Genomic DNA, 15592 nt, shown 5'->3' on the forward strand with positions numbered 1-15592 from the left:
ATCACTTAAAATTAATATCCACAATAATCACCTGGAACTTTTATAGTATTTTTTCCCGTCCTTAATATAGAAGCCCTTTTCCGGAATCTGTTTCAGCGCACGTCCGGTCAGATCAAAAATCTGACCCGCTTTTGCGGTGCCTTCTCCGCTGATCAGTTCAATTCCTGTACTGGTTACATTTACAGTTGTGGCTTCTCCCAGACCGCCCATTTCATTGGCTGAGCGGATGGTATAAGTTCCGTTTTCAGAAAGTAAATAACTGTTCTCCACGGTACAGGCAAAGTACACACCGTCCTTGAATAATACAGTACATAAGGCATCGTTATCGTTCGGCCAGCTTATCCGGCTTCCGGAAACACTCACTTCGGGGGCCCTGGTCTGTTTCGTATAATCTGAAGGCATCCAGCCATCATCTCTTCCAAGCACATTGTATAATGTAAATTCAAGAGCCTGTTCATCCGTAAGTATTGGGGTATAACTGTTTGTGCTGGTTGGTGAGTTGCCACGTGCCGACAAATCAAGCAAATTGCCGGAATAGTCCATGCTCTTATATTCATAAAAATGCGTGACCAATCCTCCCATTCCTTCCCAACCGGTTCCGTCGGGCTGTTTATTCATTCTGGTATACAGATAATATGCACGCGGTTCATGCTGCCAGGGACGTCCAAGAACATAGTTTCCTCCGTCTATGGTACAATGTGAAAAAACATATCCCCATTTCTGGCTTTCATCCGTTGCCGGAGCAGTAACCTTACTGCCACTGGCAGCTCTATTATACATCAGGCAATGATCAAAGAAAACATCACCTCCACCACATATGTAGTCTGTGGATCCGTATATATCACAACTATCCCAGTAGGCGCGGTCACCTGAAACATAGGTATCCTGGAAACTGAACAACTTCACATTTTTAAATATATTTTGAGAACCGCGGTCGTAAAGTGCAACCTGCTGCCCCTGTCCTGCTTCACCCCTGTTGTTTTTAATGGTGATATCTTCCATATAGGTATACCTGGCTCCGTTAAGGTGAATTGTAGCGGTAGAGGATATTCCATACGAAACAGGCGTATTGGTAAGGATTGCATTGTCCTTGCTTTGTCCGGTAACAGACACCCGGCTTCGGTTAAGGTTTGTCATGTGATCCCCGGCATTACCCGTCAGTTCATAAGTGCCATCGGGAACAAATATGTAATAACGGTCAGATCCGGTGGCTTTATTTGCAGCAGCAATGGCTTCATCAATTGTTCCATCCACTCCGACAACAAAATCAAATGTCCTTTTTTCAACCACTGGTTTATCACCTACCGAAAAGGTGATGGTGATATCGCCTGCGTTTTTATTACCCGACATATCTTCAATACTGTTGGCTTTCAGCACAAAGGTATTCTCACTGTTATAGTCAAGCCCGTGATAATAGTGTTTTATAAATACATTATCTTCCGATTTTAAACCGGCATCTACACCATTCAATGTTGCCGAGGCTGTTTCGCTTATCTTTACGGCTTCGTTAAACCTTAAAGAAACATATCCGTTGATACCGGAAAGCTCTTCGCCATTTGTAATATTCTGCTCAACCAGTACAGGGGCCGTAACATCGGCTTCCTCACTGTAGCTGAACACAACATAAAACCTGCAGTAGACGTCATTAACGCTTATAATCAAAGGGCTTCCTGTAGTATGATCCGATACCGAAAACCTGACTTCATCAAGCTGATTTGCACTGGCTGTTTCGTCAAATGAGGCTGATGTCAATGCTGTAACTGTGGCGCCTTCAGTTGTCAATCCAAACGTTGCAGCTCCATACCCAATCAGGGATACTGAAGCCACATTATAATTTGAGGGCACAACAAGACTGACACTGCTGTTACCGGCATAGAATCCGTAACGTGTTGAACCTCCTGTTGGTCTCCATGTACCGCTTCCAAAGCGTGTGGATGCAACATCCGGGGTCAGCGTATAAATGTAGTCAGTCCATGACTGAACCAGAGAAGAAGTTCCTACCGTTGTCCAGTATCCGTCATTATCTGTAGTACCCCTTATTTGCTTCTTCAGCAGATCATTGACATTAACTGTTATTTTGTAATCAGCATAATCTGTTGGACCATTTGATATTCTGGCTGTGACCTCTACCACATCACCGCTGGAAAAGCCGGATTTATCGATTATACCATCCGTACTGATGTTTATATCTGCATCATTGCATTTCGCCGTATAACTGACTTCGGCTGTTGAAGCAGAAGGAATAACAGAAACGGCTAAATCCTGATCGTAGTAGGCATCAGAAATAAAAACATCATTATCGGGAATGACTTCAAATCCGTTAACTTCAACCTTATCCAGTGTAACATCAGCAACAAAAGGCGATATTTTGATGGAGAAGGCATTCAAAGCATAACCGGATCCGGCAAAACACATCATTTTAAAATTGTAAACAACATCAGCTTCCAAATAAAACAGCCAGTCGTAATTCTTCGTTGAGGTCCAGCTGCCTGTATTATCGATATCCAGCGTATCTCCACTGATAAAATTCCCACCGGCATCCACAGCTCCCAGGGCGCAGCCAATATCATTCAGACTAGTCGCTATAGCAGATGTAAAGGTAAAATAGCCTGAAACAGCTGATTGAACATCAAATGTAATGTAACTGCCATTATGAGCCATATCAATTAACTGGCTTCCTTTAGCAACACAATTGGACCATTCTTTTACATTATCAACGGTTACATTTCCACCATCATTGTTCACTGCAACAACGTCTGCTGCCAACATGGATGTACCGAAACAAAATAAAAATAAAAGGGCCAAAACAGATTGAGATATTTTCATTGCTTTCCAGATTATCAGATTTCAGATTAGTTTAATACGATTTTACCGGTTTCGATATTTCCGGATGACTCAATACGAATAAAATATATGCCTGGATTATACGTACTCAAGGATAAACCCTCTGATCCGGAGATATTAAGGTTATCAGAGTAAATCAGGCTTCCATTCACAGAATAGATGCTAAGCTTTGCATCCACATTTTCCGGGGATTCCAGATATAGCATTTTATCGGGCTGATCCATATAAAAACGGACCGAATTTGAACCGGTTACCGGATGAATGGCTGTTGCGTGATACTGATCACTGATGTTTTGTTGTGGCCCGGCCTGAGCGGTCACAATCTCCTTAACCTGGTTGGTCGGATCAAGTGTATAGGTATAAAATGTATCCAGGCTGAATGGTAATAATGAAGCATTTCCGTTCTGACTTCCACTACAACTTATAAACTGGTTTCCATCTTCATACAGTACAGCAGCATCGCTTATTTTTAGCGGATCATTAACTTTCTCAAATACGCTGTTTTCAACAATCACCCGGGCATCACCACGGGCTAAATTTCCATACGATGAAATATTGCTCAGATAGTTGTTATACAGATGACCATAACCCATATCAAAACTGGGATTTCTTTGATTGGTTGAGTCTATCCACAGATGATGAAGTGTAAGATGAAAATCCGGGTTATCCTCACCTTCTGTTATCCAGCCAATACCAAAGGTTTTATTGTGGTTGCTGAGTTTAGTGTAGGATACCGTCACATAATCCGTTCCATGACGCAGGTCGATTAAACCATCTCCGCAATGGGTAAAGAAGCAATGATCTATCCACATGTGATGGCTATTATCCGCCTGGATAGCATCATTATCATTGGTCTTTCCATCCCAGTCTCCCTCAACATAAGAATCACGTATAATCAGATTTCGTATGATGATGTTTTGCTTATTGATAATATGCAGTTCCATATTTTTTAAGGTCGCATCGGTTCCGTGACCGATAATGGTTTTATTGGAGTTCACATCAATTTCCTGCCAGGATGATGCTTCCAGCACGCCTTTAACGATAATGATATATGGCCTTGAAGATCTTGCGTAGGTATTGAATTTTGCATATGTATCTGCAATTACAACGTCACCTCCTTCACCTCCTGTGGTTGTTTCCAGTCCTAACCCGCTTACTGCTGCAAATCCATCCGGTTTATCCTGTGCTGCAAGTCCCTGAAGATTCGTTAGTATTATTAAAAGAAAAAAATAGTGTAAAAAACGTTTCATAAATATTTAATTTGGTATGTTCTTTAATGTTATCATGTGACATAAATAGCGATGTTTCCTTATTTATAAGTTAACACCAACATATCACAGCGGATAAAATTACAAATTTGATTCGTTTTCAGGTGGGAATTATTTCCCAAATAATGGTAGTTTCATATCTGCATGTTCCTGCAATGGAAGTAATACGGTGTCTGTCAAACGACTGAATTCCCGTGTTTGGTTTAATCCGGTACCGTACTCAGTAACTCAAAAACGGACATCGGGACATTCCGGTTCGCTGTAGGCCGTCCTCCTTTGCTGCCAAAGGAGGTGGCTTTGTCGAAGATGAAGCCGGTGGATTTATTATCCATGCGTATACCAAAATTCTGACACTGATACCTAATATTAGATCGTGATCGTATTCCGTAATTAGTGGTTATGATATAGATTAAATTGGGCAGGGTTGAGAGTAAGGTAAAAAAATAAATCCTCCGTCACATCAATGATGCGCCACCTCCTTTCGAAAAAAGGAGGACACTGGACATTCCGGTTCGCTGTGGGCCGTCCTCCTTTGCTGTCAAAGGAGGTGGCTTTGTCGAAGACGAAGCCGGTGGATTTATTATCCATGCGTATACCGAAATTCTGACACTGATACCTAATATTAGATCGTGATCGTATTAAGTAATTAGTGGTTATGATATAGATTAAATTGGGCAGGGTTGAGAGTAAGGTAAAAAAATAAATCCTCCGTCACATCAATGATGCGCCACCTCCTTTCGAAAAAAGGAGGACGTCGGGACATTCGGGTTTGCTGTGGGCCGTCCTCCTTTGGAAAAGGAGGTGGGTTTGTCGAAGACGAAGCCGGAGGATTTTATCTTTGACCAACCTCTCCTTCCAGTTTTTCAACCATATTCTGTATATCCATGGCCACATAATTAAGATTGTAGATTACTTCATTTTCTGAAAATCTTAAAACAGTATAACCCAAATCAGTCAACCACTTTTCGCGCTCATAATCCTTTACCCCATTTGTTTTGTGTGAACTGCCATCCAATTCAATAATCAGGTTTAGCCTTCGGCAAATAAAATCAACAATATAATTACCAACTCTGTACTGCCGGTTAAACTGATACCCGTTTAATTGTTTTGCTTTTAATACATCCCGCCATAAAATTGCTTCTCCCATGGTACCATGTTTTCTGTTCTCACAGGCAAAATCCTTATTGTGCTAACTGTAATCTAGTTTCATTGTTCATGGTTTGTTCAAAGGTAAGGATACCCAGACTCATTTAAAACTATTATTACTAAAATCATCCGATCCCGACACTTCAGTTGGTATTGGGTGAGACAGAAAAATAAATCCTCCGTCATCCCGATGTCCTCCTTTTGAAAAAAGGAGGACATCGGGACTTTCAAATGCGCCATGGAGTGTTCTGCTTAATGACTTCAAAAGCTACCGTTGAATTTATAACAGACAATGACGAATTATTTATCATTTACCATGTAAAAGAAAATTAAATTTGCATTTAACTGTGCAATATTAGCCACACAAATAAATTCTATATGATTGTGCGAAACAAAAAACAACGGACTATTACCATACAAAAACGTGTTTTACAACTCTCTTTTCTTATCATTCCTCTTCTGTTAAGTGCACAATCCAACCAGAGTAGTCTCAATACTCAGCCAAATGAGGTCTGGAACGCTGACTGGATCTGGCAGGATGCGGATGGTCCGCAGGACACATGGATGTGTTTTCGTAAAAACGTTGAATTGAACACGATTCCTGAAAAAGCGACAGCGCGCATCTCGGCTGATTCAAAATACTGGTTATGGATCAATGGAAAACAGGTTGTATTTGAAGGCCAGCTCAAACGGGACCGGCTGAATGAAACCTGGTATGACGAAACTGACCTGGCACCATACCTGATTGAAGGGACAAATACAATTGCAGCCAAGGTCTGGTACTGGGGCAGAGAAGGCTTTTCTCATCATGACAGTGGCAAAGGGGGATTTCTTTTTGATGCAGATTTTGGCGGGACTCCGGTTCGAACCGACAACACGTGGAAACTGAAGATACATCCAGCCTATGAACATTCTGTAGAAGGAGGACAACCCAATATGCGCTTATCGGTCTGGAATGTCAGGTTTAATGCAGCCAATGACACGATTGAAGACTGGCAACTCCCCGGCTACGATGATTCATCATGGAAATCTGCTACAGAAAAGGGTGTACCGACAGTGCTGCCATGGAATACCCTTGTCAAACGCCCGTTTCCACAATGGAAGAACAGTGGATTACAGGACTATGTGAATGCTGAAGCCATTCCTGAAACCGGTAACGGAGAGGTGGTGGAAGCAGTTCTGCCGTATGATGCAAGGGTTTCAGTCTATCTGAAAGTCAAAGCGCCGGAAGGAAAACGGATCAATATGCAAACTGACCAGTATGATGGCTGGTATGATTTCGGAGAGGGACCGGCCAACCGTGCAGAATACATAACCAAAGACGGCATTCAGGAATTTGAAAGTCTGGTCTGGATGAGTGGTAACACCGTGCGTTACAGCATACCTGAAGGAGTTAAGATCATTTCACTGAAATACAGGGAACTCGGTTATCCGGCTGATTTTACCGGTAGTTTTTCATGTAACGATCCGTTTTATAACAAACTCTGGACCATGGCCCGCCGAACATTATACATTAATATGTACGATAATTTTATGGATTGTCCTGACCGGGAACGTGCCCTGTGGTGGGGCGATGTCGTGAATCAGAGTGGTGAATGTTTTTACACCCTCGATACCACTTCTCATGCCCTGATCCGGAAATCCATGAAAACACTGGTGGCCTGGCAGCGAAAAGACAGCACCCTTTTCTCCCCTACCTCCACAAAGTGGAGCGCTGAACTGCCTCAGCAGATGCTGGCAAGCATTGGCTGGTATGGCTTCTGGAACTATTTTATGAACACCAACGACAGTACAACCATACGTGAAGTCTATCCGGCAGTTCGGAAATATCTGGCAATCTGGGAAATGGGACCGGATGGTCTTGTCGTACATCGTCGCGGAGCCTGGGACTGGGGCGACTGGGGAACTAATATCGATATTGCAGTTCTGGACAATACATGGTATTACCTGGCGCTGAAAGCAGCCATTCCCATGGCAGCCATGAGTGGGTATGCCGCAGACACGTCAGATTACCGGACCCGAATGAACAGCATCTCCACAAACTTTTCAAAAGTCTTCTGGAAGGATGATCAACAATGCTTTCGCTCTGCTAAACTTTCTGAACCAGATGACAGGGCCAATGCCATGGCCGTTCTTGCCGGTCTGGCCAAACCGGATCAGTATAGCGGTATCCGGAAGATATTACAGGAAAAAAGGTTTGCCAGTCCCTATATGGAGAAATATGTACTGGAAGCGCTTTGCAAAACCGGCTCCGATTCACTGGCTCTGATCAGAATGAAGGAACGGTATTCCGAGATGGTTAACAGCAAAAAATACAATACACTTTGGGAAGTGTGGAACGGGTTAAGTGAAGGCACCATTAACCATGGATGGAATGCACCTAATACTGTTTTATCACAAAACATTGCCGGAGTTGCTCCGCTTGAACCGGGATGGGCGGTTTACCACGTAATGCCACAGATGGGCGGTTTAACAGAAATCAATCAGACGGTTCCGACGGTAAAAGGAGAAATAAAAGTTAAGCATGTGCTTTCTTCTGAACGCTTTACCATAAACCTCGAATCACCGCAGGGAACAAAAGCATGCATCGGAATCCCTAAACAATTTGGTATTCAATCCATTACGGTGAATGGTAAGACTATTTGGAAGAATGGCAGGTTTCGACACAGTCCGGAGGGAATCTCCGGGGGTGAAGAAAACAGCAATTACGTCACATTTTATGCTTTACCGGGCACATGGCGTTTCGATGCCACGCTGAAGTAGACGTTAAGCTTTAATATTGTAGACCAGAAGTGCATCCCCATGCCTGAGAAAGAGCTTGCCGTCATAAATATAGGGATGCGACCAGTGTTGTCCACGTCCTTTTTCCACTTTGAAGGAACTGATGACTTTAAAACCTGACGGATCCGGTTTTACAAGGCCCACATCACCCGTCTTTTCAACATACACATATAACAGGCCATCGGCAAATACCATTTCTCCTTTGGAATTCCATTTCTCTTCATACATCGCTTCACCGGTATCCCAGTTCAGACAAACCCAGTTTCCGGCATTGTTATGGATCCAGTTCGATCCGTACAGGTATCCGTCATGTTCTATTAAGCCGTGATGATGGTTATCCAGAACCGAATCGGTATAAACCTCGCTGATCACAGAAACATCATCATTGACTTCCAGCATATTTGCCGGATAGTTATAACCGATGCAAATAAAAATCCGGTTTCCTTTTACCACAGGTGAATTTGCCCAGATCATGCCCTTGGGTTGCCATTTCCATTTGACAGGATCAAAATACCGGTAGGATGTTCTGATGGCACCATCTTCCGGATCAACAATATAGAGGTCACTGGCTGATGCCCCTAAAATGTAAGGCTTCCCGTTGAATTGATGCAACACCGGCGAGACATAGGAACGCTGGCCATCTGTACCCGGACTCTTCCATACCTCCTCTCCTGTCATTTTATCAAAAGCCACAAATGTTGCCCCTGCTCCTGCCGGCGAACAAATAACCTTGTCATCCACGATCAACGGCGATTCAGCCACACCCCAGGTATGCCAGTCCGCCTTATATGCCTTATCCACATTTATCTTCCAGTTGATCTCCCCTGTTTCCGCATTCAGACATACCAGTTCTCCTATCCCGCTGACAATATAGATCCGGTCATCTTCCAGGGTAGGCGTACTCCGGGTATTCGGGAAAGATGCTTCCCATGCCTTGCCATAAGCAACCTGCCATCTTTTGTTACCTTTAAAATCTATACAGGTCAGATAGTCCATGCTATCCTTTTTCCCTGATACATAAATATATTTCCCGTTGGAAATTACCGAGGACCAGCCATCACCAATCCCTTCATATTCCAGCAGCAATTGCGGACCAGCTTCAGGCCATTCCTGCAAAAGTCCCTTTTCAGGAAATTTTCCATCACGATCCGGTCCACGGAACTGATAGATCTGAGCATTAACTGTTAAATAAAGTAAGCAGGAGAAAAGGGAAAGGCTTATAATTTTCATGATAACAATGTGTAACAATTATAAATTGAGGTTCAACATTTAGATAAAAGTATAAGTATTATATCTTATCTATAATTAAGCTACACAAATATAACGTACTCATCCGATATAATTTATGTTTGCAAATCAAATATGTGTTATTGTTACCTGTGATAGCAGGAGTAATAATCAATTTGTCAACGATAAATTCTTAAACATGCGTATTCCAAACCTTATCTAAGGATTACCGGAATTAATCATAGCAACATTAACTAATATTTGGGCCTGCAATGTATTTAATGGGTCAGTGGTTTAGTGGTGGGCTGGAAGCGAAATCCTCCGTTCCTGGCTAAAAAGCCGGGACTACCTCCGTTCTACTTCGATGAGCTGCGCTACTCAGTAGCCAAAAAAGAGGAAAACAGGACCTTCAGATGGTTATGTCTTAGTTATTGGGTCTTGTGTCTTTTAATAAAATCCTCCGCCCTGATGAGACCATCAGGACACCTCCTTTCGAAAAAAGGAGGACGCTGAAACCTCAGGCTTGCTGTGGGCCGTCCTCCTTTGCTGTCAAAGGAGGTGGGTTTGTCGTAGACGAAGCCGGAGGATTTTGAACAACAGAATCTCAAACTTTCTCTAAACGATAACCCGGCATTATATCCTGATCGTAATTAAATGCCGTCCCGGCATAAAATATTTTAATTTCCCAAGTGGTTGCACGGGGTGTCGAAAGCGAAATCCTCCGTTCCAGGCTAAAAAGCCTGGACCACATCCTTTCTACTTTGATGAGCTGCGCTACTCAGTAACAAAAAAAGAGGAAAACAGGACCTTCAGATGGTTATGTCTTAGTTATTGGGTCTTGTGTCTTTTATTAAAATCCTCCGCCCTGATGAGACCATCAGGACACCTCCTTTCAAAAAAAGGAGGACGCTGAAACCTTCAGGCTTGCTGTGGGCTGTCCTCCTTTGCTGTCAAAGGAGGTGGGTTTGTCGTAGACAAAGCCGGAGGATTTTGAACAACAGAATTTCAAACTTCCTCTAAATGATAACCCGGCATCAGATCCTGATCGTAATTAAATGCCGTCCCGGCATAAAATATTTTAATTTCCCAAGTGGTTGCACGGGGTGTCGAAAGCGAGATCCCCCATTCCCGGCTAAAAAGCCTGGACCATATCCTTTCTACTTCGATGAGCTGCGCTACTCGGTAACCCAAAAAGAGGAAAACAGGACCTTCAGATTGTTATGTCTTAGTTATTGGGTCTTGTGTCTTTTAATAAAATCCTCCGCCCTGATGAGACCATCAGGACACCTCCTTTCGAAAAAAGGAGGACGTTGAAACCTTCAGGCTTGCTGTGGGCTGTCCTCCTTTGCTGTCAAAGGAGGTGGGTTTGTCGTAGACGAAGCCGGAGGATTTTGAACAACAGAGCAGAAATGCCATTAACCGAGTCTCTACCTGAACATAGGTTCCTTCTGAAAATTATATCCCTTTATTTTTACTGATGGAAAGGAATGTTTTTTGAGTACAGAATTTTTACGGGATCACCGTAATTACCACCCGCTGGTATCTTGTTAACGGCGGTTTGCCGGAATCGGTAACCTCACAGATCATGTGGATAGTATCTCCGGGTTTGGCATCATCGGGTATGATAATTTTGATTTTTGCAGTTTCAGATTCCTTTAGGGCTCTGCCTTTATAGGTTCCTGCCTCAACATAATTCCACCATCTGAATGCTAACGCATCTCCATCAGGATCATATGTTTTACCGGCATTCAGCTTTAGTTTGGAACCTGCTTTAGCTTCTATACTCAATGGTGTTTTCTTTAGCTGCACAACCGGATGATGATTTGCGGACCCATAATCCATGACACACCAGTCCGCTCTTGCAGCAAAATCATTCTGCACATCGTCAAACCATCGCCATATGGGTTTAAAGTAGGCCGTCCTGATCCGAACCTTATCGGTATCGGTATCATGCTCCATTTTTTTCGACCAGCTGTTGTCAATAAACCAACGCCCCTGTGGTCGTTCAAACGTTGAATCCGGCAAGGGGTCCATCCACACATTATTTCGTACCAGGACATACCTTCCACCCCAACCGCCCCAGGCAGGTGATTCCATGCTGCGTAATCCATTCGGAATAGTGTACAGAAATGACGGTGTATCACCTTCTGCATTAAAAGCCCCGCTATTATTCCCGTATACAGCACATAAAGGACCATGCCCTTTCAGTATGCGGGAATTCATCCAGTCAGCCTCAAAGTAAGGTTTCATTTCCTCCGGCAATACTTTGGGCCAGATGTAAGCCATACAGTCGAACTGATCGGAGATAATGGTAGGAATACCATACGCTTCCCAGTTGGGCCGGATATAATCCTGATAGCTTTCATCCTGTTCCCAGATCAGGAATAAACGCAATTTTCCTGCAACAGCCTTCATCTTTTCAGGATGATCCTCCTGTATTATCTTCAGTGCACGTGCAATGGTATTACAGCCACCCCAGGCCTGTACCCAGACCGGACGCGGATCCTTTTCATCCAATAATACCTGCGCAATCCATGTTGCTCCTTCGGTTCGGATTTTGTCTTCTCCTATTCCGGTAATATTACCAACTTTCCATTTACTCAAAAGGTATTCAGGTGAAGGGTATTCCGGATCATGTTTTTTAAGGTTATCGTACACCTGTGCATATAAATCGATGTAATCTTTTACCCATGATACCGGATGAAATGCATTCCATCCCTCTCCACCAACCCAGTGAAACTGGGAACTGCTGTTGATAATCCCTTCCACGTCAAACTCATTGGACGTTAAAAGAAAGCGGACCATGGAGGCCCGGTCATCCGCTTCACCATCGGTGGTCACAATCACACGTGGTTTTAAATCCTGGCTGAAACAGTGCCTTACAGCAATGAGATTGAAAAGCAAAGTAATAACTACAAGCGTTTTATTCATTCCGTTTGTTTAAATAACGTTTTACCTGATAACCTTATAAAAGCTTCATAAAACAGATACAAATATACAGAACTGTATAAAAGCAAAAAGTGTAAACCTTCCAATAAGAAATGTTTTGTATTATATCTTTTTGTTTCATACAGAACCTTCAGTCCGGTGGATTATACCGGCGCTTTTATATCATATTCTGTTAATCTAATTTTACAAAAAAGGCCGGAACCTGCTTGTCCCGACCATTTTGAAGCAAATTTAAATGAAAAAATATTTACTGTACTACAAGTTTATGGACTTCAGTATCGTCACCTGTCTTAACTGACACAAAATAAACCCCCTTGCTCACATTATCCGGACAAGCCAGCGTTGTGTTGGATGTTGTGTTTTTGATTGCAACAAGCCTGCCGTTTATATCTGTCAGTCTTATTTCTGCAGGTGAGGTCAGATCATTTCCAAATTTGATATTAATCACCTTTTCTGATGTAACCGGATTAGGGAACACCTGTATCTTCTTATCAGAATTAACTTTATTGATCCCTGTAGTTGAAGTTACTGTAACATAATCTGTTCTTGTCTTTGTTATACTTCCATTGGTACCGGTCACTGTTAACGAAATTGTATAGGTTCCGGCTGTATCGTATGTATGCTCCGGGTTTTCTTCGGTACTGGTGGTTCCATCGCCGAAATCCCAAAAATAATCTCTGACAACATTAGTTGACTGGTCAGAAAATCTAACACTTGAACCAAGATCAATTTTTCTGGTGTTCACATAGAAATTAACAGTTGAAACGGGAACAGTTGAGTTCGTCAGATTTGAATCCCAATGATACCATTTGGTTTTCCAGTTTCCACGCTCCTTTATGCCTTTACCCATTCTCAGTTTATAATCAAAATGTGCCTTTCTGGTTTTTTCACCTTCATAAATATAATCGGTATTGCATATTACTGCGACGACCACGTTATTAGCCGGTTGTTTATCCAGTGCCAGCTTGCATTCTCCTGCAAGCACAGGCTCTCCGTAAACGACAGATCCATCAGTAGCCCTGTAACATAGTTGGCAGCTCATATTCTTACCAATAGGAAGAAACTCAACGCTAACCGTATCCGAATTTACGATCAAAGGAATTTGGTTGGCACCTGACCATCCCGGTGTTGTCCTGTACTCCGGTGTAAGTAAACCGGTACCGTCATCGGAAGTTATAACGTAAGGCGTTGCATTCCAAATGCGTGGGTTCAGCCATGAAGGTTGCCATTCTGCACCAATTCCAAAACCAAAAGAACCATCAATCGTATTGCGGGCAGCCTTCGACCACATTCCAAGGTCAAGCATGGCCATTTTTGCCCTGTATTCCATAATCATCCGTCGGGTCTGGTAATCGCCCAGTGTATCTGCAATGCCTTCAAGCACCCTGTTTTCGCAGTATCTCCAAATCCAGGCCACACTGTGATCACCAAAAATCTGGCTGAAAACGATCGGGAAGGTATTTCCGTACTGGGTTCCTCCCAATAAGCTTTTCCACGTACAGATCTGACCATTTTCATCGCCCATATTGACGCCTTCAGCAGAAGGACCTCCAAAGCTTTCATCCTGCAACCATCCGCTGTAACATTCAATTGGCATAAACGGAGCGATCAACGCACCAACATTAAGAAAACCCATGGACTGAGGCTCAACGCCGGATTTTCGTACTTCCATTTCCTGCTGTAACCAGGTATTACCTCCTTCCTGGAACCAGGCTGAATTTTTTGCTCCCGGCAGATCGGCCAGCAAGGCATGAATACCTTCATGGATCATTGCTCCCATGGAACCATCGTCCGGATATTTGGGGTCAAACCTGCTTACCGGGAAATAGGAAGCCAGCACCATAGGCCAGTTCTCACCCTGGTAGGTAATGTTACCCATCCAGCCACCAAGTGCATTGGTATCGGCATTATCTGTACACAATCCTGACCCAAATAAATAGATAGCACTGCGGTAGCCGTTTTTGGCTCTGTGATCCGGCGGCCATCCCATAGTATCGCGGAAGTAGGCAAAGTCCTTGTTAAAACGTTCAAGCATATTATCGATGGCTAAGTCTGTCACTTCCTGACGTCTGTTAGGGCCCCATACAAAAGTCCACCATTCTGATGACTTACGTCCTGCAACGTTTGCACAATCATCCAGATCTTTTGTCGGCATCTCAAGCGTCGGAAACTCATCTCTGAAATCATAATATATAGGCGGATCATATGCAGGCCATGTATACGCTGATCCATCACTGGTCTCCCCAACAGTCACGTATACCACTGATTCTGAAATTGCACCACATTCATTTATAAACATTGCAGTGTAAGAACCGGATTGATTCAACTGCATATTTTCAAAACTCACCTGGTTTCCGTTGGCAGAAAATCCATTTGAACTGTTCCAGAAATACTGTCCGCCGTCCTGTTCATCGGCTGTAAGAACAAGATCATCACCTACCATAATCCTGACAAAACCAGAGTCACTGACATCTGAGCCATTAACATTCAGGGAAACTCCAAATTCTGTGGTTTCACAATCCCCGCCTGCCTGTCCAAAAACTTTCCACTCCAGTATTCCTGTTGCAGCTGCACTTTTCATCGTTATTCTGATGCGTTGTGCCCAGACACTTCCCATATTTAACTGATTATACTGGTTCAGTTCAGTTCCAATATTTCCGGCATTGACCCATGCTGCACCGTTCCAGTATTCAATATAAGCTTCATTCGGCTGATCAATTCCCACACCAGTTGATGGATTATCATCCCACCAATATACTGCTGTTGATGTAATATTTACAGCCTTTGTCCATTCATATTGTACCCAGTTATAAATACCATAATCACCTTCTCCGTTCCAGTTACCGTAAGCGGTACCTGCTTTTGTTGAACTCTTCGGCTCAACACCGTCATTAACCGCTCCCAACGTCTCCCAGGGGGAAACAAATGAGGTTGTCACACTTGCATCAGGGGCAAGATTAACAGAATCCTGCTGCGCAAAGGTAACACCCACTGACATAAACGTCAGAAGGAAGGCTAAAACCACTTGTTTAGAATTTCTCATAATATGTATTACTTTAAAATTAATAATATTGCTTTAACTCAACTTATTTACCATTCTACACGGCATATTATCTAATTTCATTATTCCGGTCACGTATGGATTTTATTATTTATAACCATCAAAGTAACATGTTGTCTGCTTACCAATCAAACTTTTTCTGCCCTATTTTTATCATGATTCTTTGCGCAGCCATAATTCTGAATCCCTTTTTTATACATAAAAGATGGATATTAAGCGGAAGGAATCTTCCTGAACTTTGCTGTTCACCTTAGTTTCCACATGCTGATTTATCAATTCCTGTATAAGTTTCTTTTTTTTGCAATACCTCGCTTTG

General features: G+C 43.0%; 7 protein-coding genes and 1 pseudogene. 1 reads left to right on the forward strand and 7 read right to left on the reverse strand.

Annotated features, from left to right (window positions below; translation table 11 throughout):
• Nucleotides 1-27 precede the first annotated feature (27 nt).
• The 4 genes and pseudogenes from ACE1EF_RS18585 to ACE1EF_RS18600 all read right to left on the reverse strand — a co-directional run.
• The gene (locus ACE1EF_RS18585) at nt 28-2826 is read right to left on the reverse strand and encodes a pectinesterase family protein (protein ID WP_375722205.1); all 2799 of its coding nucleotides are present in this window, start codon (nt 2824-2826) and stop codon (nt 28-30) included.
• Nucleotides 2827-2852: 26 nt separating this feature from the next.
• The gene (locus ACE1EF_RS18590; protein ID WP_375722206.1) at nt 2853-4094 is read right to left on the reverse strand and encodes a pectate lyase family protein; all 1242 of its coding nucleotides are present in this window, start codon (nt 4092-4094) and stop codon (nt 2853-2855) included.
• A 221-nt stretch (nt 4095-4315) separates the two neighbouring features.
• Entirely contained in the window at nt 4316-4444 is a 129-nt protein-coding gene (locus ACE1EF_RS18595) for a hypothetical protein (protein WP_375722207.1), read from the reverse strand.
• 500 nt (nt 4445-4944) lie between these two features.
• Nucleotides 4945-5283, reverse strand: a pseudogene (locus ACE1EF_RS18600) (endonuclease domain-containing protein); the annotation flags it as partial.
• 353 nt (nt 5284-5636) lie between these two features.
• Between ACE1EF_RS18600 and ACE1EF_RS18605 the strand changes: the two are divergent.
• Complete coding sequence (locus ACE1EF_RS18605; RefSeq protein WP_375722208.1) at nt 5637-8021, forward strand: alpha-L-rhamnosidase-related protein; 2385 nt, start codon at nt 5637-5639, stop codon at nt 8019-8021.
• A gap of 3 nt (nt 8022-8024) precedes the next feature.
• Here the strand turns inward: ACE1EF_RS18605 and ACE1EF_RS18610 are convergent, their stop codons facing one another.
• The 3 genes from ACE1EF_RS18610 to ACE1EF_RS18620 all read right to left on the reverse strand — a co-directional run bounded on the left by ACE1EF_RS18610 (nt 8025) and on the right by ACE1EF_RS18620 (nt 15258).
• On the reverse strand, nt 8025-9269 hold the full coding sequence (locus tag ACE1EF_RS18610) for an outer membrane protein assembly factor BamB family protein (RefSeq protein WP_375722209.1): 1245 nt from the start codon (nt 9267-9269) through the stop codon (nt 8025-8027).
• A gap of 1506 nt (nt 9270-10775) precedes the next feature.
• Nucleotides 10776-12197, reverse strand: coding sequence for a DUF1593 domain-containing protein (locus tag ACE1EF_RS18615; protein ID WP_375722210.1), 1422 nt, complete (start codon nt 12195-12197; stop codon nt 10776-10778).
• 265 nt (nt 12198-12462) lie between these two features.
• Nucleotides 12463-15258, reverse strand: coding sequence for a T9SS type A sorting domain-containing protein (locus ACE1EF_RS18620; protein WP_375722211.1), 2796 nt, complete (start codon nt 15256-15258; stop codon nt 12463-12465).
• Between the last annotated feature and the right edge of the window lie 334 nt (nt 15259-15592).

This window comes from Quyinboa sediminis, from assembly GCF_042219855.1.
In the GTDB taxonomy this organism is placed as follows: domain Bacteria; phylum Bacteroidota; class Bacteroidia; order Bacteroidales; family UBA5342; genus JBHJHP01.